This window comes from Streptomyces hokutonensis (assembly GCF_000376565.1).
Lineage (GTDB): Bacteria > Actinomycetota > Actinomycetes > Streptomycetales > Streptomycetaceae > Streptomyces > Streptomyces hokutonensis.
The window spans coordinates 1-19,928 of record NZ_BARG01000106.1 but is presented as its reverse complement, the minus strand read 5'-3'; the positions used below and the strand labels follow the sequence as shown (position 1 = coordinate 19,928).

Annotated in this window: 22 protein-coding genes; 13 read left to right on the top strand and 9 right to left on the bottom strand. The window is 69.0% G+C overall.

All coding sequences use genetic code 11. The features are described from left to right. The 4 genes from SSP08S_RS50190 to SSP08S_RS50175 all read left to right on the top strand — a co-directional run. On the top strand, window positions 1–649 hold a 649-nt coding region (locus tag SSP08S_RS50190; protein WP_019075228.1), incomplete at its 5' end, for a phosphotransferase family protein. 1 nt (window position 650) lies between these two features. Further along, window positions 651–1,346 carry a class I SAM-dependent methyltransferase gene (locus SSP08S_RS50185; RefSeq protein WP_019075227.1) on the top strand — a complete coding sequence of 232 codons (696 nt, stop codon included), beginning with the start codon at window positions 651–653 and terminating at the stop codon, window positions 1,344–1,346. A gap of 30 nt (window positions 1,347–1,376) precedes the next feature. Next, window positions 1,377–1,925, top strand: coding sequence for an HAD domain-containing protein (locus SSP08S_RS50180; protein ID WP_019075226.1), 549 nt, complete (start codon window positions 1,377–1,379; stop codon window positions 1,923–1,925). Between the two features lie 164 nt (window positions 1,926–2,089). Beyond that, window positions 2,090–2,914 (top strand): class I SAM-dependent methyltransferase, encoded by an 825-nt coding sequence (locus tag SSP08S_RS50175; protein ID WP_019075225.1) that lies wholly within the window; start codon window positions 2,090–2,092, stop codon window positions 2,912–2,914. A 116-nt stretch (window positions 2,915–3,030) separates the two neighbouring features. Here SSP08S_RS50175 and sodN read toward each other — a convergent pair whose 3' ends face one another. Further along, complete coding sequence (gene sodN / locus SSP08S_RS50170) at window positions 3,031–3,426, bottom strand: superoxide dismutase, Ni (protein WP_019075224.1); 396 nt, start codon at window positions 3,424–3,426, stop codon at window positions 3,031–3,033. Between the two features lie 145 nt (window positions 3,427–3,571). Between sodN and sodX the strand changes: the two genes are divergently transcribed. Further along, complete coding sequence (sodX, locus tag SSP08S_RS50165; RefSeq protein WP_019075223.1) at window positions 3,572–4,006, top strand: nickel-type superoxide dismutase maturation protease; 435 nt, start codon at window positions 3,572–3,574, stop codon at window positions 4,004–4,006. On the opposite strand, the gene SSP08S_RS50160 is transcribed toward sodX, so the two are convergent. Continuing rightward, entirely contained in the window at window positions 3,910–4,539 is a 630-nt protein-coding gene (locus SSP08S_RS50160) for a CGNR zinc finger domain-containing protein (RefSeq protein ID WP_019075222.1), read from the bottom strand. The genes sodX and SSP08S_RS50160 overlap by 97 nt on opposite strands. A gap of 114 nt (window positions 4,540–4,653) precedes the next feature. Between SSP08S_RS50160 and SSP08S_RS50155 the strand changes: the two genes are divergently transcribed. The 3 genes from SSP08S_RS50155 to SSP08S_RS50145 all read left to right on the top strand — a co-directional run bounded on the left by SSP08S_RS50155 (window position 4,654) and on the right by SSP08S_RS50145 (window position 6,331). Continuing rightward, window positions 4,654–5,412 carry a class I SAM-dependent methyltransferase gene (locus SSP08S_RS50155; protein ID WP_019075221.1) on the top strand — a complete coding sequence of 253 codons (759 nt, stop codon included), beginning with the start codon at window positions 4,654–4,656 and terminating at the stop codon, window positions 5,410–5,412. 240 nt (window positions 5,413–5,652) lie between these two features. Then, on the top strand, window positions 5,653–5,952 hold the full coding sequence (locus SSP08S_RS50150; protein WP_019075220.1) for a hypothetical protein: 300 nt from the start codon (window positions 5,653–5,655) through the stop codon (window positions 5,950–5,952). Between the two features lie 28 nt (window positions 5,953–5,980). Beyond that, window positions 5,981–6,331 carry a hypothetical protein gene (locus SSP08S_RS50145; RefSeq protein WP_019075219.1) on the top strand — a complete coding sequence of 117 codons (351 nt, stop codon included), beginning with the start codon at window positions 5,981–5,983 and terminating at the stop codon, window positions 6,329–6,331. Between the two features lie 73 nt (window positions 6,332–6,404). Here SSP08S_RS50145 and SSP08S_RS50140 read toward each other — a convergent pair whose 3' ends face one another. From SSP08S_RS50140 to SSP08S_RS50130, 3 genes are read right to left on the bottom strand one after another with little or no spacing between them, the layout of a single operon-like run. After that, a complete protein-coding gene (locus tag SSP08S_RS50140; RefSeq protein ID WP_019075218.1) occupies window positions 6,405–7,205 on the bottom strand; it encodes an amino acid ABC transporter ATP-binding protein in 801 nt (266 codons plus the stop codon). After that, window positions 7,202–8,137: an amino acid ABC transporter permease gene (locus SSP08S_RS50135; protein WP_026179512.1), complete on the bottom strand. Its 936-nt coding sequence runs from the start codon at window positions 8,135–8,137 to the stop codon at window positions 7,202–7,204. The genes SSP08S_RS50140 and SSP08S_RS50135 overlap by 4 nt, the downstream gene beginning before the upstream one ends. A 28-nt stretch (window positions 8,138–8,165) precedes the next feature. After that, a complete protein-coding gene (locus SSP08S_RS50130; protein WP_019075216.1) occupies window positions 8,166–9,128 on the bottom strand; it encodes an ABC transporter substrate-binding protein in 963 nt (320 codons plus the stop codon). Window positions 9,129–9,629: 501 nt separating this feature from the next. Between SSP08S_RS50130 and SSP08S_RS50125 the strand changes: the two genes are divergently transcribed. The 4 genes from SSP08S_RS50125 (at window position 9,630) to SSP08S_RS50110 (ending at window position 12,990) form a co-directional block, all read left to right on the top strand. Continuing rightward, window positions 9,630–10,853, top strand: a complete 1,224-nt coding sequence (locus SSP08S_RS50125) for an NAD(P)-dependent malic enzyme (RefSeq protein WP_019075215.1) — start codon at window positions 9,630–9,632, stop codon at window positions 10,851–10,853. Window positions 10,854–11,100: 247 nt separating this feature from the next. After that, a complete protein-coding gene (locus SSP08S_RS50120) occupies window positions 11,101–12,066 on the top strand; it encodes a zinc-binding dehydrogenase (protein ID WP_019075214.1) in 966 nt (321 codons plus the stop codon). A 139-nt stretch (window positions 12,067–12,205) separates the two neighbouring features. After that, the gene (locus SSP08S_RS50115) at window positions 12,206–12,415 is read left to right on the top strand and encodes a helix-turn-helix domain-containing protein (RefSeq protein WP_019058236.1); all 210 of its coding nucleotides are present in this window, start codon (window positions 12,206–12,208) and stop codon (window positions 12,413–12,415) included. Next, on the top strand, window positions 12,415–12,990 hold the full coding sequence (locus SSP08S_RS50110; RefSeq protein WP_019075213.1) for a Clp protease N-terminal domain-containing protein: 576 nt from the start codon (window positions 12,415–12,417) through the stop codon (window positions 12,988–12,990). The genes SSP08S_RS50115 and SSP08S_RS50110 overlap by 1 nt, the downstream gene beginning before the upstream one ends. Window positions 12,991–13,053: 63 nt before the next feature. Here SSP08S_RS50110 and SSP08S_RS50105 read toward each other — a convergent pair whose 3' ends face one another. Next, window positions 13,054–14,133: a PadR family transcriptional regulator gene (locus SSP08S_RS50105; protein ID WP_019075212.1), complete on the bottom strand. Its 1,080-nt coding sequence runs from the start codon at window positions 14,131–14,133 to the stop codon at window positions 13,054–13,056. A gap of 1 nt (window position 14,134) precedes the next feature. Continuing rightward, the gene (locus SSP08S_RS50100; RefSeq protein ID WP_026179511.1) at window positions 14,135–15,088 is read right to left on the bottom strand and encodes a DUF4097 family beta strand repeat-containing protein; all 954 of its coding nucleotides are present in this window, start codon (window positions 15,086–15,088) and stop codon (window positions 14,135–14,137) included. A 199-nt stretch (window positions 15,089–15,287) separates the two neighbouring features. Between SSP08S_RS50100 and SSP08S_RS50095 the strand changes: the two genes are divergently transcribed. Then, a complete protein-coding gene (locus tag SSP08S_RS50095) occupies window positions 15,288–16,133 on the top strand; it encodes a hypothetical protein (RefSeq protein ID WP_019075210.1) in 846 nt (281 codons plus the stop codon). Between the two features lie 66 nt (window positions 16,134–16,199). Here the strand turns inward: SSP08S_RS50095 and SSP08S_RS50090 are convergent, their stop codons facing one another. Together SSP08S_RS50090 and SSP08S_RS50085 are read right to left on the bottom strand one after the other, a co-directional pair. Continuing rightward, entirely contained in the window at window positions 16,200–16,382 is a 183-nt protein-coding gene (locus SSP08S_RS50090) for a DUF6104 family protein (RefSeq protein ID WP_019075209.1), read from the bottom strand. Window positions 16,383–16,467: 85 nt separating this feature from the next. Further along, the coding region (locus SSP08S_RS50085) for a multifunctional oxoglutarate decarboxylase/oxoglutarate dehydrogenase thiamine pyrophosphate-binding subunit/dihydrolipoyllysine-residue succinyltransferase subunit (RefSeq protein WP_019075208.1) at window positions 16,468–19,928 on the bottom strand (3,461 nt) is incomplete at its 5' end.

The following is a 19,928-nucleotide window of genomic DNA, read 5'->3' as shown; positions in this document are numbered from 1 at the left end:
GCTGGAAGACCTCGGCGCCCCCATCCGTGAGGCCGACGATCTCGACGGCGCAGCCGCAGCCGTCGTCCTGCACGGCACCCGCACCGCCTCCGCCCTGCCCGTCCTCGACCAGGAACGGCTACGCACCCTGCCGAGCCGAGCCCTGGAGCACCTCGGCCGACTTCGCAAGGCCGACCGGTGGCAGGACACGGACGACGTCGAAGACGCGCTCGACCGGATCGCCCAGGCCGCCGAGGCACGCTCGGCTGGTACGACGGTGGCTCCGTTCGGCTGGGTGCACTCGGAGTTCCACCCCACCAGCCTCCACATCGGTCAACGTGGCTGGCGACTGCTGGACTTCGCCCGCGCCTTCACCGGACCCGGCCTGCTCGACCTCGCCAGCTGGCACGGCACCCTCGACACCGCTGACCCGGTACGCCTGCGCGTCTTCCTGGACACCTACGTCACCCAAGGCGGCACCCCCGACGCCCTCGCCGAACGCGGCGGACTGCCTGCCGAGAAATGGGCTTTGGGCTGGCACCGCATGTGGGCCGTCGAGTGGTTCATGGAGCAGTCGATCCGCTGGATCAACGACCCGGCCACCGACCCCGCCTACATCAAGGCCGTACGCCGCCACCTCACCGACGTCCTCCACCTCCTGGAGGTCTGACGTGCTCGCCCAGGCGTCCCCCTGGTACGTCCACGCCCTCCAGCGCACGACGGCCAGCCCCGCCGAACCACTGTCCGTACCCGCCCGGATGGAATGGACCACCCGGCCCGGCAGCGGACCCAGCGCCGAAATCCTCGGCCCGGACCTGAGCCACAAGCGACTGCTCGAACTCGGCTGCGGCCCCGGCCACAACGCCGCCCACCTCGCCACCCGCTACGGCGCCCACGTCACCGGCGTCGACCTCGTCGGCCTCCAGGTCCGCCGAGCCCGCTCGCACTACGGCCGGCTGAACAACCTCACCTTCGTCGCCGGCCACGCCCTGCACTACCTGCAAGCCACAGACGAGCAGTTCGACGCCGTCTACTCGGTCTTCGGCGCCATCGGGCTCGTAGCTCCCGAGCTTCTGCTCCCGGCCATCGCCCAGCACCTCAAACCCGGGCGCACGCTCGCCTTCTCGGTCCCCCACCCCCAGCGCGGCGGCCTACGCCCCGCCACCGACGACCGGCCCCGACGCGACTTCGTCACGCTCCCCGACCGACGCCGACTCCCCATCGCCCGCTGGGACTTCAACGTCGACCGCTGGGAGAAACACCTCGACCGCGCCGGGCTCTGGCTCACCTCGGCCGAGGAGTTCCATGACGCCCGCCACGGTGGCCGCTGGCCCACCACTCTCCTCATCACCGCGCGCAAGCTCTGACCCCCACCACGGCTCCCCAGGGAGAAACCGATGCGCCCGCCCTACCTGCTCCTCGACATCGACGGCGTTCTCATACCTTTCCCGAACGAGGCGGGAGCCAGCCCGGCGACCCACACCCGCCAGGAAGTCGTGCCCACCGGCCGGAGCGTCGACGACCCGGTCACTGTCTGGCTCAACCCCGTCCACGGCCCCTTGCTCATGAACATCATCCGCAGCGGCCTGGTCACCCCGGTCTGGTGCAGCAGCTGGCGCCAGGACGCCACCAACGTCGTCGGGCCGCTCCTCGGCCTACCGCCCCTGCCGTACATCGACCTGCCGCGCCCGCAGATCACTACCAGCCATCCCAACGGCTACCTGTGGAAACGCGATCACGTCGACACCTGGCTCGGCGACGCCCCAGCCGCATGGATCGATGACGACTTCACGACCCTGGACCACGAGTGGGCCGACCGACGTACCAAGAGGGGGAGTCTCACGCTGCTCGTACAGCCTGCTTGTCGGGTAGGTCTGCAGGTTGAGCACCTGGACACCATCGCGACTTGGGCCGGAAATTATGTGGCGGGCGCATCAACGGCTTGAGCCTGTCAGCAGGTGCTTCAACGCTTGGATACGGCTCAAACCAACGGCCGTGTGCGCTCAATGGCACGCAGGATTGCGGAAGTTGGTGAGAATTGGGACCACAGGCCTCGGTAAGCCGTGAAGGCGTCCTCATGACCCCTTGACCAAGTCTGGGAGTTCTCGACGTGACCGAACTGTCCGCCGCATACGCCGCCGCCGTCACCGACCGGAGCCGCCTCGCCGGAAGCGCCTACAGCAGCGGCCGGGATCTCGCCGCTCGCCAGTCGCTCTACCAGTGGCAGACGCCTCGTTACGACCTGCCCGGCATCGTCGCCGAGAAGCTGAGCGGTGTGCGGAAGCGCGGACGTGTGGTCGATGTCGGTTGTGGCAACGGCAAGTTCATCCAGCGGCTGCGCGAGGACCGTCCCGATCTGGCCCTGTTGGGCCTGGACATCGCCCCCGGCATCCTCGCCGACGTCCCCGGCCTTGTTGCCGTGGCGGACGCCACCCGCCTGCCGCTGACGGCCGGGAGCGTCGACGCCGCCCTGGCGCTGCACATGCTCTACCACGTCCCCGACATCCCCCTGGCAGTAAGGGAGTTGTCCCGCGTAGTCAGCCGCGACGGGCTGGTGATCGCCTCCACCAACAGCGACCGGGACAAGGCGGAACTCGACGACCTGTGGCGGCGGGCCGCAGGCGACGTCCTCGGCATTGGACGTGGACCCGCCCGTATATCGCTCAGCGCCCGTTTCTCCCTGGAGAAGGCATCGGCCTTCCTGGGAGAGGAGTTCGGGCGGGTGGAGACGATGGAACTGCCCGGCACCATCACGGTCGACGATCCTGAGCCGGTCATCGCGCACATGGCTTCCTACCGGGCCTGGGCGGATCAGCACGACGTGCCCTTCGACGCCACGATCGAGCGGGCCCGCACCATTCTCGTCGAACACATCGACCAGCACCGCGTCTTCGAGATCACATGCCTGGGAGGCGTCCTCGTCTGCCGTCGTTGACGTGGGCGGGAACGACGAAGGGGCCCCGCCGGCGAACCGGCGGAGCCCCTTCCCCATGCCCACTGACCGTCGATGGTGCACCGACCGCCGGTCGACCGGGCCGGGCCGACTGGATGTCAGGCCTTCTTGGTCTCCCAGAAGATCTTGTCGATCTGGGCGATGTAGTCCAGCGCCTTCTGGCCCGTCGCCGGGTCGGTGGACGCCTTGGCGGCCGAGAGGGCCTTCAGGGTGTCGTTGACCAGCTGGTGCAGCTCCGGGTACTTCTCGAAGTGCGGGGGCTTGAAGTAGTCGCTCCAGAGCACCGAGACGTGGTGCTTCGCGAGCTCGGCGCGCTGTTCCTTGATGACGGTGGCACGCGCCTGGAAGTGCGGGTCGTCGTTGGCGGCCATCTTGTCCTGTACGGCCTTCACCGACTCCGCCTCGATGCGGGCCTGGGCCGGGTCGTACACACCGCAGGGCAGGTCGCAGTGCGCGCTGACCTTCACCTTGGGGGCAAACAGGCGGGAAAGCATGGAGCGTTCCTTCCTCGTGATCGTCTTCTCAGGTGGGACATTACTCCCTGGAGAAGCTGATTTCGCGAGTGCCCCCATGGGCTTAGGACAAAAGTACGGGGTCGGACTCAGACTGGTGGAGGATAGGACCGGGGAGGTGCCGGGGATGCCGGAGCTGTCGCAGGAGACCGAGCGCGGGAGGGCCGTACTGCCCTTCGGGACGGCCGAGGTGACCGGGCCGTCCATGGTGCCGACGCTGGTCCACGGGGATCTGCTCGTGGTCCAGTACGGCGCCAGGGTCAGGCCCGGGGACGTCGTCGTGCTGCGGCATCCGTTCCAGCAGGACCTGCTGGTCGTCAAGCGGGCCGTGGAGCGGCGGGACGGCGGCTGGTGGGTGCTCGGGGACAACGCGTTCGCCGGCGGGGACAGCACCGACTACGGCACCGTGCCCGAGGACCTGGTGCTGGGCAGGGTGCGCTTCCGGTACCGGCCGCTCGGGCCCGGTCAGCGTTCGCCGTTCGCGCTCGCCCGCTGGGCGCTCTCGGCCGCCAGGCCCGTCCTCTCCGACCGGTCGGCCTCCAGGCGCTTCCGGGCCCGGTAGGCGGCCACGTTGGCGCGGGTCGCGCAGCGGTCCGAGCAGTAGCGCCGGGAGCGGTTGGTCGAGGTGTCCAGGTAGGCGTTGCGGCACGGGGGCGCCTCGCACAGGCCCAGGCGGTCGACGCCGTACTCGGTGAGATGGAAGGCCAGGCCCATCGCCGCGATGGCCGCGTAGCCGGCGGTCGCGTTCGACGGGTGGTCCGCGAGGTGCATGTGCCACAGCGGGCGGCCGTCCTCGTCCCGGAAGTTGTGCCCGGAGATCTGCGGGCTGACCGGGAACTCCAGGAGGAGCGAGTTCAGCAGGTTCACGGAGAGGGTCTCGTCGCCGCCGTCGGCAGCCTCGAAGACCGCCCGCAGCCGCGCCCGGACCGAACGGAAGCGGGTGACGTCGGCGTCGGTGGCGCGGCGGGCCGCCTCCTTGTTGGTGCCGAACAGGTCCCGCACGGCCTCGACCGAGGTCAGGGCGTCCTTGCCCCGGGCCGGTTCCTCGGTGTTGACGAGGCGTACGGCATAGTCCGAGTAATAGGCCAGTTCCACTTGTAGTCCTTACGGAGGCGCTCTATGGTCGTGGATGCGGTCGGGTAACAGCTGATCGTGCTTCCAGGGTATTACGACAGTGGCAAGGCCACAGTGTGTGGACAGGGGGTCCTCATGACGACCGGTGTCGGAACCGACTGGCAGTCCTGGCAGGAGAGCTGGGACCGGCAGCAGGAGTGGTACATGCCCGACCGGGAGGGCCGCTTCCGGATCATGCTCGACATGGTCGAGGCCTGCGTCGGGCCCGAGCCGCGCGTCCTCGACCTCGCCTGCGGCACCGGCAGCATCACGGCCAGGCTGCTGGCCCGCTTCCCGAACGCCACCAGCACCGGCGTCGACCTCGATCCCGCCCTCCTCACCATCGCCCGCGGCACCTTCGAGGGCGACGAGCGGGTCTCCTTCGTCACGGCAGACCTCAAGGACCCGCGGTGGACGACCGGGCTGCCGTACGACTCGTACGACGCGGTCCTCACCGCCACGGCCCTGCACTGGTTGCGCAACGAACCCCTCGCGGCCCTCTACGGCCAACTCGCCGAACTCGTCCGCTACGGCGGCGTCTTCATGAACGCCGACCACATGATCGACGACACCACGCCCCGGATCAACGCGATCGAGCGCACCCGCAGCCAGTCCCGCATGGAACAGGCCCAGAAGAACGGCGCCCTCGACTGGGCCGAGTGGTGGCAACTCGCCGCCCAGGACCCGGTCCTCGCCGCCCCGACCGCCCGCCGCTTCGAGATCTACGGCGACCACGCGGACGGCGACATGCCCTCACCGGCGTGGCACGCACGCGTGCTCCGCGAGAAGGGGTTCGGGGAGGCGCGGGCGGTGTGGTGCTCGCCTTCGGACACGTTGCTGCTGGCGCTGAAGTAGGAGTCGCGGTTCCGGTATATCCGAAATGCCCATCCGGGCCGCGTAGTTACTCAAGCAAATTGCTTGCTTCTTCATTTGGGTAGTGATCCAATGCTCACTCCAAGTCCACGGGGGGCTTGGAGTGGGGAAAGGTCCCAAATGAAGTTTCGGCCTTTGTCCGCAGTTGCCGCGCTGACCATCGCGGCTGCTGGGACTTTGCTGGCGGGGACTCCCGCCAGTGCGGCGAGCAAGACATGTGCCGTGGATCAGGGATCCGTCTATGACATCTGTTTCGACGCCGACGGGGACAAGTTCATTGTCAACGACCTTCGCAAGGACGGTATGCGTGCCGTCGTGAAGTGGAAGGCGATGGACGGCTCGGGCCGGGTCGGCCAGTGCGCCGACACCGACGGCGCGTTCAACGCGCCGAAGGTCTGCGACTACGACTTCAAGGAAGGCCCGCAGAACTACGTGCTGTTCACGGGCTTCATCCAGGACGGGCCGCGCGGTGCCGCGCAGTTCATCTCCTACGCGTACACCGGGTACATCAGCGCCAAGTGAGCCTCGGCCGCACATTCAGGGGGACAGCGTGAAACTCAAGCAGAGAATCGTCGTCGGCGCGGTATCGGTGCTGGCCTTCAGTGGCCTTCCGGTATTCGTGGCGGGAGCCCAGGCCGACCCGAGTTGCACGGTCAGCGTCAGCGGATCGACCAGCGGCAAGTCGTACACGGTGAACTTCACCAAGAATCCCTGCGGTCGCAAGGTGCGGGCCTATGTCGGTTGTATCTACACCGACACGTTCTACCGGTCGACCAAGTACGGAAAGACCATCAGCGGTACGGGCAGCAGCAAGGCGACCTGTGACTCGCGTGACGTCATCGAAAAGCGCGGGCACCAGGTCTATGTGCCGGGCCAGGGCTGGACGACGTATCCGCACTGAGTGATGTGCGGATGAAAAGGGCTGGGGCGGAAGGGAATTCCCTTCCGCCCCAGCCCTTTTCCGGTACGGCGGTTCAGAGCACCTTGGACAGGAAGGACTTGGTCCGCTCGTGCTGAGGGTTCGTCAGGACCTCGCGCGGGTGGCCGGACTCGACCACCACGCCGTCGTCCATGAAGACCAGCGAGTCGCCGACCTCGCGGGCGAAGCCCATCTCGTGGGTGACGACGATCATCGTCATGCCGTCCGCCGCGAGGTCCCGCATCACGTCCAGCACCTCGCCGACCAGTTCCGGGTCGAGCGCCGAGGTCGGCTCGTCGAAGAGCATCAGCTTGGGCTGCATCGCCAGCGCCCGGGCGATCGCCACCCGCTGCTGCTGGCCACCGGACAGCTGCGCCGGATAGTGGTCCTTGCGGTCGCCGAGGCCCACGCGGTCCAGCAGCTGCTGCGCCCGTTCCCGCGCCACGGCCTTGGTCTCGCGCTTGACCTGGACCGGCGCCTCCATGACGTTCTCCAGCGCCGTCATGTGCGGGAAGAGGTTGAAGCGCTGGAACACCATGCCGATGTCCCGCCGCTGCGCGGAGACCTCCTTCTCCTTCAACTCGTAGAGCTTGTCGCCCTGTTGCCGGTAGCCGACCAGCCGGCCGTCGACGTAGAGCCGCCCGGCGCTGATCTTCTCCAGGTGGTTGATGCACCGCAGGAAGGTGGACTTGCCGGAGCCGGACGGGCCGACCAGGCAGAACACCTCACGCGGATTCACCTCCAGGTCGATGCCCTTGAGGATGTGCGCGAGCCCGAACGACTTGTGCACGGCCTCGGCCCTGACCATGGGGTGGCCGCCGGTGCCCGGGGCGATGTCCTTGGCGAGACTGGTCATCGGGCCACCTCCGGGCGGCGGAAGGAGCCGAACATGCGGAGGTACTTCCGCATCCGCTGCAACGGGGTCGGCGGCAGACTGCGGCTCGAACCACGGGCGTAACGGCGCTCGACGTAGTACTGCACGATGCTGAAGACCGTGGTCAGGAACAGGTACCAGATGCACGCCACGAAATACATCTCGACGACTGCGAGCGAGGTGCTGGAGATGTCCGTGGCCTTCTTGATCAGCTCGGGGAGCTGGACGGCGTAGGCCAGGGACGAGGTCTTCAGCATGTTGATGAACTCGTTGCCGGTCGGCGGGATGATGACCCGCATCGCCTGCGGCAGGACCACCCGGCGCAGCGTCTTGCCCTGCGTCATGCCCAGCGCGTGCGAAGCCTCGGTCTGGCCCTCGTCGACCGACTGGATGCCGGCCCGGACGATCTCGGACATGTACGCGGCCTCGTTCAGGCCGAGTCCGAGCAGTGCCGTCAGGACCGGTGTCATCACCTGGTTCATCTCGTCCTTGTAGAACCCGAGGTTCAGGACGGGGAAGACCAGCGAGATGTTGTACCAGAGCAGCAGCTGGACCAGGACCGGGGTGCCGCGGAAGAACCAGATGTAGAACCAGGCCACGGTACTGGTGACCGGGTTCGACGACAGCCGCATCACGGCGAGGATCACGCCGAGTACGACCCCGAGGAGCATCGCGAGCACCGAGATGTACAGCGTGGTCCAGGCGCCGGCCACGATGCCCGGGTCGAAGAGGTAATCGGGGATCACGCTGTAGTTGATCTTCGCGTTGGAGAACGCGATCCCGATCAGCACCAGGAGGCCCACGACCACGACACCGGCCACCCAGCGGCCGTAGTGGCGCACCGGGATGGCCTTGATCTGCTCGGGCGATATCGAGGGGGCGGGCGGAGGCACCCGGTCGGAAATCTCAGTCACGGTGACTGCCTTTCAGCGTCGCGCGGGATCAGGAGCCGCCGTTGATCTTGGCCTCGGTGACCGCGCCGTCCGTGACGTTCCACTTCTGCAGGATCTTGGTGTACTCGCCGTTCTTCATGATCGCGGCGAGGGCGGCCTGGAGGGCGTCGCGCAGCTGGGTGTTGCTCTTGCCGACGGCGATGCCGTACGGGCCCGCCTCGATCTGGTCGCCGACGACCTCGAAGTCCTTGCCGCCGTTGGAGGTCTTCGCGTTGTAGGCCGCCACCGGGAAGTCGTTCAGGTCGGCGACGGACGCACCCTGCTTGAGGCGGAGCAGCGCCTCGGGGTCGGTGTCGAAGGTCTGCAGGCTGATGGCCTTCTTGCCGTCGGTCGTACACTTCTTGCTCTGCGTCTTGGCGATGCCCTCGGACGTGGTGCCCTTCTGCAGGGCCACGACCTTGCCGCACAGGTCGTCGAGCGACTTGATGCCCTTCGGGTTGCCCTTCTGGACGAGGATCGACGTACCGGCGGTGAAGTAGTCGACGAAGTCGACACCGTCGCCGACCTTCTTGCCGGTGTCCGAGTCGACGCCGTCCTGGCGGGCCTTGGTGTCGTTCATCGCCGACATCAGCACCTGGAAGCGCTTGGCCTGGAGGCCCACGATCAGGTTGTCGAACTTGCCGTTCTGGAACTCGAACTTGACGCCCAGCTGCTTGCCGAGCGCGGCCGCGATGTCCGGGTCGATGCCGACGGCCTTGCCGTTGTCCATGTATTCGACCGGCGGGTACGCGATGTCCGAGCCGACCTTGATGACACCCGCCTTGCGGATGTCGGCGGGGAGCTTGCTCGCGAGCGGCGCCGAGGAGGACGACGACGAGGAGTCCGAGCTGCTGTTCTTGTCCGTCTGGTCGCCGCAGCCGGCGAGCAGCAGGGAGCCGGCGACCGCGATCGCACCGACCGCTGCCAGCCGGGTGTGCGGGGCGGTCGTACGACGGGCGGAGCGTGCGGTCATGATGGGTTCCTCCGGCGGATGGATGGCGGTGCCGACGGGTCGACGAGAACACACACCTTCGGGTGTCGCGACCTCGTGTGATTAGGGCATCTTGCCATTCGGACTGAACCATTCAGGGGACTCCCTATGTCAAAATCGGATAACGGGTGACCCCCGAAACGCACCAGGTCGGTACATCAGGACGCCCTGATCACGGACCATCTGCTGGAATCCCTCCTTCCGGCCGGAAGATCTTCGGTATGTCTCACGATGTGATCGATCATCGTTCCGCCCTCGGCCGACGAGATGTGACCTTGCGCCTATTGGACTCGTCCTCGGTGCCGTCCGTCCGGTAAGAAGGTTCTTTACACCCCTCATCCGGGGCTCAGGGCGCGTGTGCGGCGCGCCCGTCGCGCAGGTGCTCGTACGCATCAACTCTCTGGGCCCTGCGCGGTGCCCGCCCACCCCTCACCAGGGAGTGGCCACCCTCAAAATCAATGAAGACTTAAGGGGTAAGACAAAGTGGCAGCGGAGATCGTCAATCCTCGCAGCGACAGCAGTACGGATCAGGACGGCGGGGCCGAGCCCCTCGATTCCTTCGATCCTGCGTTCGCGCTGCACCGCGGCGGCAAGATGGCCGTGCAGGCCACCGTGCCGATCCGCGACAAGGACGACCTGTCCCTCGCATACACACCCGGCGTCGCGCGCGTGTGCACCGCCATCGCGGAGCAGCCGGAACTCGTCCACGACTACACATGGAAGTCGTCCGTGGTCGCCGTCGTGACGGACGGTACGGCGGTGCTCGGACTCGGCGACATCGGTCCCGAGGCCTCCCTCCCCGTCATGGAGGGCAAGGCGATCCTGTTCAAGCAGTTCGGCGGCGTGGACGCGGTGCCGATCGCCCTGGACTGCACCGGCGTCGACGAGATCATCGAGACCGTGGTGCGCCTCGCGCCCTCCTTCGGGGGCATCAACCTGGAGGACATCTCGGCGCCGCGCTGCTTCGAGATCGAGCGCAGGCTCCAGGAGCGGCTCGACATTCCCGTCTTCCACGACGACCAGCACGGTACGGCGATCGTGACGCTTGCGGCGCTGCGCAACGCGGCGAAGCTGACCGGGCGGGAGCTGGGCGACCTGCGGGCCGTCATCTCCGGCGCGGGCGCGGCCGGGGTGGCCATCGCCAAGTTCCTGCTGGAGGCAGGGCTCGGCGACGTCGCCGTCACGGACCGCAAGGGCGTCGTCTCGCGCGACCGGGACGACCTCACGCCGGTCAAGCGGGAACTGGCCGAGCTCACCAACAAGGCGGGGCTCTCGGGGACGCTGGAGGCGGCGCTGGAAGGCGCCGACGTCTTCATCGGTGTCTCCGGCGGTACGGTCCCGGAGCCGGCCGTCGCCTCGATGGCCGAGGGCGCGTTCGTCTTCGCCATGGCCAACCCGGACCCCGAGGTGCACCCCGACGTGGCGCACAAGTACGCGGCGGTCGTCGCCACGGGGCGGTCCGACTTCCCGAACCAGATCAACAACGTGCTGGCGTTCCCGGGCATCTTCGCGGGCGCGCTCCAGGTGCGGGCCTCTCGGATCACCGAGGGCATGAAGATCGCGGCGGCCGAGGCGCTGGCCGGTGTCGTCGGTGACGACCTTGCCGCGGACTACGTGATCCCCTCGCCGTTCGACGAGCGCGTCGCGCCTGCGGTCACCGCGGCTGTCGCGGCGGCGGCACGGGCGGAGGGCGTCGCCCGACGCTAGCCCAAATGGCCCCGCCCGCTCGGGCGGGGCCATTTCTTTGCCCACCTACCCGCCCGTTCGGGTGACGTGAAGGGTGGGCGTTTCCCGTCGGTGGCTCGGGTCGTTCGGCGGCCGCGGGCCGGGTGGGCTTGTCGGTGCCGGTCCGGATTCTCAGCCCCCCCCAGGAGGCCGGCACCCTGCGCAAGAGGGCATGTGTCACACCGCCCGGTAGTTCCCTGGTCAACCGGCGGAGCCTATCGTCAAGGTCATGTTCGCCGTCTACGCCGCCCGAATCGACCGCGACCAGCCGCTCTCCGGCCTCGAGTCGGGGGAGCGCCCCGCCCCCGAGGCCCGGCCGGGCTGGAGCACCATCGATGTCAGGGCCGCCTCCCTCAACCACCACGACCTGTGGTCCCTGCGCGGCGTGGGCCTCGCGGAGGACAAGCTGCCGATGATCCTCGGCTGCGACGCCGCCGGCGTCGACGCGGACGGCAACGAGGTCGTCCTGCACTCCGTCATCGGCCAGACCGGTCACGGCGTCGGCCCCAGGGAACCCCGTTCCATCCTCACCGAGCACTACCAGGGCACCTTCGCGGAGCAGGTCGCCGTACCGACGTGGAACGTGCTGCCGAAGCCGAAGGAGCTGTCCTTCGAGGAGGCAGCCTGTCTGCCGACGGCCTGGCTGACGGCGTACCGCATGCTCTTCACCAACTCCGGCGTACGGCCCGGCGATTCGGTGCTCGTGCAGGGCGCGGGCGGCGGTGTCGCCACGGCCGCGATCGTGCTCGCGAAGGCGGCCGGGCTGCGGGTCTTCGCGACCAGCCGGGACGAGGCCAAGCGGAAGCGGGCGCTGGAGCTGGGCGCGCTGGAGGCGGTGGAGCCGGGGGCTCGGCTGCCGCAGCGCGTGGACGCCGTCATCGAGACCGTCGGCGCGGCCACCTGGTCCCACTCGGTGAAGTCCCTCAAGCCCGGCGGCACGATCGTCATCTCCGGTGCCACGAGCGGCGACCGTCCCTCGCACGCCGAACTGACCCGTATCTTCTTCCTCGAACTCAAGGTCGTCGGCTCGACCATGGGCACCAAGGACGAGCTGGAGGACCTGCTCGCCTTCTGCGCCACGACGGGTGTTCGCCCGGTCATCGACGAGGTACTCCCGCTGGACCGGGCCCGCGAGGGCTTCGAACGCCTCGACTCCGGCGGCCAGTTCGGCAAGATCGTGCTCACGAACGGCTGACGTCCCGTCCCTTCTGCTCATCATCTTCTGCCCGGCTCACGGCCGGTCCGGTTCCTCCCGGGCCGGCCGCAGCCGTATATCGGCACCTGTTTGTCAACTTTGATTGACAGATGGGTGTCTGTCAACGTAGGTTGACATCATGACCGAAGCAACGGATCTCGCCGAGCGCGCGGGCGACCGTGACCCACGGGTCGGCCTCCGTGCCGTGTCCGCGCTGCGCAAGCTCGTGGAGCAGCTGGAGGCGGTGCAGGTGCGCAGTGCGCGCAACCAGGGCTGGTCGTGGCAGGAGATCGCCGCGGAACTCGGAGTCAGCAGGCAGGCCGTCCACAAGAAGTACGGGAGGCAGTGATGTTCGAACGGTTCACGAAGGACGCCCGCGCCGTGGTGCGGGGCGCGGTGGAGCACTGCGAGCGATCCGGGACCGGTTCCGGTTCCGTCGAGGCCGAACATCTGCTCCTGGCACTCCTCGACCGCGAGGGCAGCCGCGCCTCCTTCACCCTCACCGCCCTCGGCCTCACCACCGAAGAACGCAAGGAGTCCCTACGAGAGGCTCTGCGCGACGCGCGCCGACGGGCCGGGCTCTCGCAGTCCGAGGCCGACGCCCTCGCCGGACTCGGCATCGACGTCTCGGAGATCGTCGCCCGGGTCGAGGAGGTGCACGGTGTCGGCGCGATGTCCGGCGACCGCAGGAGCGGAGAGTGGTGGTCGGGCCGCCGTACCTTCGGCCGGGGTGCCAAGAACGTCCTGGAGAAGTCCCTGCGCATCGCCGTGGCCCACCACGACCGCCACATCGGCGACGAGCATCTCCTGCTCGCTCTGACCATCCTCCCCGGCGTGCCCGGCGAGGTGCTCGCCGATCACGGGGTGACCCACGAGGCGGCGACACGGGTGCTGTACGGCGGGGGAGAGGCGAAGGCGGGGTGAAGGGCGGGGCGGTGCGCCTCGGTTCGATGGCGCGGCGCACCGTCTGCGGGCCTCGGCCTCGGCTCAGGCCTTGCGGCCGCCCCGCAGTATCGCCCCGATGTGCGCCGCCGCTGCGGACAAGTGGCGGCGGGTGTCGCGGAGTTGGTCCTCGGTGACACCGCGGTCGCGGGCCGCGTCGCGGATGTCGTCCCGGAAGCGGTCGAGGAGCCGGTCCAGATCGCGGGCCGGGTCGCCGGTGGAGTCCTCGTGGGCCCAGGCCGGTTCGTACTCCGCGGGGAAGTCCTCCGGGGTCTGGCTGTACTCCGGTGCCGACGTCCCCGGTGCCGGTGCCGAAGCCGACTTGCCCGCACCCGGCCGCCCCCCGAACCCGAAGTCCTTGCCGAACTCCTTCCCGAAGTCCCCGAACTCCTTTGCCAGTTCGGTCAGGCTCTCGCGTACGCCCGTGGGCCAGTCGCCGCGTGCGAAGTGGTCCTGGGCGTGCTCCTGGACCTGGCGGCCGATGCGCTGCATCTCCTCCTGGGCCTGGGCCCACGCCCGGGCCTGTGCCTCCTTGGCCTGGCGCCGGGCCTGCTGGGCCTCCTCGCGGGCCCGCCGGCTCTCGTCCTTGGCGCGCCGGGCCTGTTCCTTCCACTCCTGCTTGGCGCGGCGCATCTCCTCCTTGGCGGCGCGCCACGACTCCTTGTCGCCGAAGTCCGTGAAGTCCCCGGCGGCGCCTTCGTGTTCGCCGCCGCGGGCCCGCGCGCTGCCGGTGCCCCGCCGGGCCTCGGAGGCCGCCGCGCGCATCTCGCGCCGCAGGTCGCCCGCGGCGCCCCGGACATCGGCCCGGATCTCGGCGGCCAACTCGGCGACGGACTCGCGGATCTCCAGCTCCAGGTCGGCCAACTCGCCGCTGCGGTCGGCCAGTTCGGCGCGGCCGGCGTCCGTGATGGCGTACACCTTGCGGCCGCCCTCGGTGGTGTGGGTGACCAGGCCCTCGGCCTCCAGCTTGGCCAGGCGCGGGTAGACCGTGCCCGCCGAGGGCGCGTACAGCCCCTGGAAGCGCTCCTCCAGGAGGCGGATCACCTCGTAGCCGTGGCGGGGGGCCTCGTCCAGCAGCTTCAGCAGGTAGAGGCGGAGGCGGCCGTGGGCGAAGACGGGAGGCATGTCAGAGCACCTTCTTGTCGGTCGTGCCGTCGGCCGGGGCGCTGCCGGAAGCATCGTCCGGGCCGGAAACGGAATTGTCCCCCGAGTCGCCCTGTGCCCCGTTCGCGGGGGCACCGGTCACGTCGTCCTCAACGCCCTCTTCCTCATCCTCCGCCGCCGGTCGGCGCAGTAGCGCGATCGAGCCGGAGACGGTCGTGGCGCGCAGCTTTCCGGTGCCCGCGCCGAGGCGGCCGGTGATCTTGTGGGCGCCCCACTGGCCGTGCACCCGCAGTCCGTCGAAGGCGTTGGAGATGGAACCGCTCGCCGTGTTCGCCTCGACGTCCGCGTCCGCCGGATGCGGCAGCCGGATGGCGATCTCGCCCGAGACATTGCTCAGCTGGACGTCGGTCGGGCCGTCCGGGTCGAGGTCCACGATCATCGAGCCGGTCACCGACTCGGCGCGCACGGAGGGCCCCGAGCCCTCGACGACGGTGAGGTCGCCGGAGACGGAGTTGAAGCGGAGGTCGCCGGTGACGGCCTGGGCCTCCAGGTTCCCCGAGACCGTCTCGGCGCGGACCGGGCCGGAGAGGCTGACGAGGGTGGTGTCGCCCGTGACGCCCCGCACCACCGAGGGCCCGCTGATCCCGGAGACGACGGCCGCGGCGCCGACCACCCCGACCTCGACCCGAGTGCTCGCCGGAACCGCCAGGGAGACCACCGCGCTGCGCCGCCAGCCCTTGCGGTCGAGCCACTTGAGGAAGCCCTTCCATGGGAGGTCCTCGTAGGCCACCGTCAGGGTGCCGTGCTGCTGGGTCACCACCAGGGGTGGCCCGTCGATCTCGGAGATCTCGAGGCGGGCGGAACCTTCGTCGGTCCCCACGACGTTCACCGTTCCGTTGACGATGCGTACATGGAGATCGCTCACGGGCTCGTCGAACGTGAGCTTCTTGGGCTCTGCGACGGACCACTCGGACATGATGCAGACCTCCTCGGTCGAACCGCGCGGGACGGGATCGGACACAGACGGGACCGGACACGACGCGCCATATCGCGTCTTCCAAGAAACACGATATATCGCGGATGTCGAAAGTCAAGACACTCGTTTCGGTGACCGTCGATCGACCCCGACCGTCCAACGACCGGCGGAAAGGGGCGTATTGCCCTAGCGTGTGACCATGTCCACGGAGAAGTCCCAGGTCGGACGCCGGGCCGCTGCCGGCCCGGGTGCGCTGCTGCTCTGCCGCGCGGAGGCGGATTCCGTCGCTCCGGCGGCACATCTGCTCCGCGAGCGCATGCTGCTGACCGGCGCGGGCGACGACTGGAGCGTGCTCGTCCCCGAGGGCAGGCCCTGGCTGCACGGCGACGAACCCGTCGACCGCGTCCTCACCGGCTGGGCCGCCGCCCTGGCCGTCGGCGCCCCCTGGCCCGTACTCGCCCTGTGGTGGGACGCCGACCGCGCCGGTTACACCCTGGCCTCGGGCTTCCGCCGTCCCGTCGGCTACGTCTGGCTCGCCGACGGCACCCCCGCCGGCGAGGACGAGGCGATGCGTACCTTCGCCGCCCGACTGGCCCTGGACCCCGTACTGGATCTCCAGTCCCTCGACCACCTGACACAACCGGACCCCGAGGCCGACGCCCGCACCCGTCTGCGCGGCCTCCTGGCGGTCCTCACGCGCGCGGGAGTGGCCCTTCCGTCCGGCCTCACCCCCGGCGAACCGGCCGACCGCCTCCGCGAGATCGCCCGCGTCCGCCCGGACGCCCGCCAGATCGAGCGTTCGGCGTGGCGCGAGGTGGTCCGCACGGAACTCGAAGCGGTCGACAACAGCCGCCTGGGCCCCTGGCTCCCCTGGTCCGGCACCTACGCGACCAGCGCCCTGTCCGTCGCCCAGCTGACGGCGGGCCTCCCGCTCACGGCCTGGGGCCTACGGCGCCGCAGCCCGGGCTGGACCGCCGCGGGGGTACTGCTCCTGGCCTACGGGACGCTCGGCATCGCCTACGGCCTGGCCCGCCCGCGCGACTGACACAGGGGCGCGACGGGCCGTCGTAGGAACTGCTACTTATGGCCGGACCGACCGTCGTAGGAGCTGCTACTCGTCGTCGTCCTCGTCGTCCAGCCGGGCCAGCCAGGTCGCCAGGCGCTCCACCGGGACCTCGAAGTCCGGGTTCAGATCGACGAACGTCCGCAGCTGCTCGGCGAGCCACTCGAAGGTGACCTCTTCCTCGCCGCGCCGCTTCTCCAGTTCTTCGATGCCACGGTCCGTGAAGTACATGGGTCAAGGATAAGTGCGCGCAAACGGCCGGGCCGCACCCCCGGAGTGGGGGTGCGGCCCGGCCGCGTGCGGTTGTTCGGGGCGGTTACGCCTCGAACACCTCCCGCACCAACTGCTCCTGCTCCGCCTGGTGCCGCTTCGCGGAACCGACCGCCGGGGACGAGCTGTGCGGGCGGGAGATCCGCCGCAGCCGCTCCCCGTGGGGGACGTCCGCGCCGACAGCCAGGTCCAGGTGGTCGATCAGGTTGAGGGCGATGAACGGCCAGGCACCCTGGTTCGCCGGCTCCTCCTGGGCCCACAGGTACTTCTCGACGTTCGGGTACTTGTTGACCTCCGCCTGGAGCTCGGCACCCGGCAGCGGGTACAGGCGCTCGACGCGGATGATCGCCACGTCCGTGGTGCCGCGCTTGGCGCGCTCGGCCTCCAGGTCGTAGTACAGCTTGCCGGTGACGAAGACGACCTTGCGGACGGCCGCCGGGTCCGTCACGGTCTCGTCGCCGATGACCGGGCGGAACTGACCCGTCGTGAACTCCTCCGTCTTCGACGCGGCGGCCTTGAGGCGCAGCATCGACTTCGGGGTGAAGACCACCAGCGGCTTGTGGTGCGGGTTGTGCACCTGCCAGCGGAGAAGGTGGAAGTAGTTCGACGGGAGGGTCGGCATCGCGACCGTCATGTTGTTCTGGGCGCAGAGCTGGAGGAAGCGTTCCACGCGCGCGGACGAGTGGTCCGGGCCCTGGCCCTCGTAGCCGTGCGGGAGGAGCAGGGTGACGCCGGACGTCTGGCCCCACTTCTGTTCCGCCGCCGAGATGTACTCGTCGACGACCGACTGCGCGCCGTTGACGAAGTCGCCGAACTGCGCCTCCCACATCACCAGCGCGTCGGGGCGGGCCAGCGAGTAGCCGTACTCGAAGCCCATGACCGCGTACTCGGAGAGGAGCGAGTCGTAGACGTTGTAACGCGCCTGGTCCTCGGCGAGGTACTGGAGCGGGGTGTAGTCCTCGCCCGTCTGGCGGTCGATGAGGACCGCGTGGCGCTGGCCGAACGTGCCTCGGCGCGAGTCCTGGCCGGACAGGCGGACCGGGGTGCCCTCCAGCAGCAGGGAGCCGATCGCGAGCGTCTCGCCCATGCCCCAGTCGATCGTCCCGTCCTCGACCATCGTCGCCCGGCGCTGCAGCTGGGGCAGCAGGCGCGGGTGGACGTGGAAGTTGTCCGGGATGTTGACCTGGGACTCGGCGATCCGCTTGACGACCTCCGTGGAGATCGCCGTCGACACCGCGACGGGGAACTCCGCCTGCGGGTCCGACATCGGCGCCGCGCCCGGCTGGGCCGTCGCCTCGCGGACCTCCGTGAAGACCTTCTCCAGCTGGCCCTGGTAGTCCTGGAGGGCTTGTTCGGCTTCCTCGAGGGTGATGTCGCCCCGGCCGATCAGCGACTCGGTGTAGAGCTTGCGCACCGAGCGCTTCTTGTCGATCAGGTCGTACATCAGGGGCTGGGTGAAGGCCGGGTTGTCCGACTCGTTGTGACCGCGGCGGCGGTAGCAGATGAGGTCGATCACCACGTCCTTGTTGAACGCCTGACGGAACTCGAAGGCCAGGCGGGCCACACGGACCACGGCCTCCGGGTCGTCGCCGTTCACGTGGAAGATCGGGGCCTCGATCATGCGGGCCACGTCCGTGGCGTACATCGAGGAACGCGACGACTCGGGAGCCGCCGTGAAGCCGACCTGGTTGTTGATGACGATGTGGACCGTGCCGCCCGTGCGGTAGCCGCGCAGCTGCGACATGTTGAGCGTCTCGGCCACCACGCCCTGGCCCGCGAAGGCCGCGTCACCGTGCAGGGCGACCGGCAGGACCGTGAAGTCCGTGCCGCCCTTGTTGATGATGTCCTGGCGGGCGCGGACGATGCCCTCGATGATCGGGTCGACCGTCTCCAGGTGGGACGGGTTCGCCGCGAGGGTGACCTTGATCTGCTCGCCGTCCAGGCCGGTGAAGGTGCCCTGGGCGCCCAGGTGGTACTTCACGTCGCCGGAGCCGTGCATCGACTTCGGGTCGAGGTTGCCCTCGAACTCGCGGAAGATCTGGGCGTACGACTTGCCGACGATGTTCGCGAGCACGTTCAGGCGGCCGCGGTGGGCCATGCCGATGACGACCTCGTCGAGGCGGGACTCCGCAGCGCTGTCGATGACCGCGTCGAGGAGCGGGATGACCGACTCGCCGCCCTCGAGGGAGAAGCGCTTCTGGCCGACGTACTTCGTCTGCAGGAAGGTCTCGAAGGCCTCCGCCGCGTTCAGGCGGCGCAGGATGCGCAGCTGCTCCTCGCGCTCCGGCTTGGAGTGCGAGCGCTCGATGCGGTCCTGGATCCACTTGCGCTGCTTCGGGTCCTGGATGTGCATGAACTCGATGCCGGTGGTGCGGCAGTACGAGTCGCGCAGCACGCCGAGGATGTCGCGCAGCTTCATCAGGGACTTGCCGGCGAAGCCGCCGACCGCGAACTCCCGCTCCAGGTCCCACAGGGTGAGGCCGTGCTCGGTGATGTCCAGGTCGGGGTGCTTGCGCTGGCGGTACTCCAGCGGGTCGGTGTCGGCCATGACATGGCCGCGGACCCGGTAGGAGTGGATCAGCTCGAAGACGCGGGCGGCCTTCGTCACGTCGTTGTCGTGCGACGCGTCGATGTCCTTGAGCCAGCGGACCGGCTCGTACGGGATGCGCAGCGACTCGAAGATCTCGTCGTAGAAGCCGCTCTCGCCGAGCAGGAGGTTCGCGACGATCCGCAGGAACTCGCCGGAGGCGGCGCCCTGGATGACCCGGTGGTCGTAGGTCGACGTGAGCGTCATGACCTTCGAGATGCCGAGCTTGTTCAGGGTGTCCTGGCTGGTGCCCTGGAACTCCGCCGGGTAGTCCATGGAGCCGACGCCCATGATGACCGACTGACCGGGCATCAGACGCGGGACCGAGTGGACCGTGCCGAGGCCGCCGGGGTTGGTCAGCGAGACGGTGACGCCGGTGAAGTCGTCCATCGTCAGCTTGCCGTCGCGGGCGCGGCGGACGATGTCCTCGTAGGCCTGCCAGAACTCGAAGAAGTTCAGCGTCTCGGCCTTCTTGATGCCGGCGACGACGAGCTGGCGGTCGCCGTTGGGCTTCACCAGGTCGATGGCGAGACCGAAGTTGACGTGCTCCGGCTTGACCAGGGTCGGCTTGCCGTCCTTCTCCGCGAAGGAGTAGTTCATCGACGGCATGGCCTTGATGGCCTGCACCATCGCGTAGCCGATGAGGTGGGTGAAGGAGATCTTCCCGCCCCGGGCGCGCTTCAGGTGGTTGTTGATGACGATGCGGTTGTCGAAGAGCAGCTTCACCGGGACCGCGCGCACGGACGTGGCCGTGGGCACCTCGATCGAGGCGTTCATGTTCTTCGCGACCGCGGCGGCGGGGCCGCGCAGCGTCACGTATTCGGGTCCGGCGGGGGCCTCGGTGGCCGGCTCGGCCTTCTTCGGCGCGGCGGCCGGAGCCGGGGCCTTAGCCGGGGCGGCCGCGGGAGCCGGGGCCGGAG

Bases quoted from the DNA above. Each gene is read 5' to 3' on its own strand.
- SSP08S_RS50090 (WP_019075209.1), bottom strand. From the start codon at position 16,382: ATGTACTTCACGGACCGTGGCATCGAAGAACTGGAGAAGCGGCGCGGC.
- SSP08S_RS50120 (WP_019075214.1), top strand. From the start codon at position 11,101: ATGTTCGCCGTCTACGCCGCCCGAATCGACCGCGACCAGCCGCTCTCC.
- sodN (WP_019075224.1), bottom strand. From the start codon at position 3,426: ATGCTTTCCCGCCTGTTTGCCCCCAAGGTGAAGGTCAGCGCGCACTGC.
- SSP08S_RS50095 (WP_019075210.1), top strand. From the start codon at position 15,288: ATGTCCACGGAGAAGTCCCAGGTCGGACGCCGGGCCGCTGCCGGCCCG.
- SSP08S_RS50140 (WP_019075218.1), bottom strand. From the start codon at position 7,205: ATGACCAGTCTCGCCAAGGACATCGCCCCGGGCACCGGCGGCCACCCC.
- SSP08S_RS50115 (WP_019058236.1), top strand. From the start codon at position 12,206: ATGACCGAAGCAACGGATCTCGCCGAGCGCGCGGGCGACCGTGACCCA.
- SSP08S_RS50100 (WP_026179511.1), bottom strand. From the start codon at position 15,088: ATGTCCGAGTGGTCCGTCGCAGAGCCCAAGAAGCTCACGTTCGACGAG.
- SSP08S_RS50105 (WP_019075212.1), bottom strand. From the start codon at position 14,133: ATGCCTCCCGTCTTCGCCCACGGCCGCCTCCGCCTCTACCTGCTGAAG.
- SSP08S_RS50110 (WP_019075213.1), top strand. From the start codon at position 12,415: ATGTTCGAACGGTTCACGAAGGACGCCCGCGCCGTGGTGCGGGGCGCG.
- SSP08S_RS50180 (WP_019075226.1), top strand. From the start codon at position 1,377: ATGCGCCCGCCCTACCTGCTCCTCGACATCGACGGCGTTCTCATACCT.
- SSP08S_RS50155 (WP_019075221.1), top strand. From the start codon at position 4,654: ATGACGACCGGTGTCGGAACCGACTGGCAGTCCTGGCAGGAGAGCTGG.
- SSP08S_RS50130 (WP_019075216.1), bottom strand. From the start codon at position 9,128: ATGACCGCACGCTCCGCCCGTCGTACGACCGCCCCGCACACCCGGCTG.
- sodX (WP_019075223.1), top strand. From the start codon at position 3,572: ATGCCGGAGCTGTCGCAGGAGACCGAGCGCGGGAGGGCCGTACTGCCC.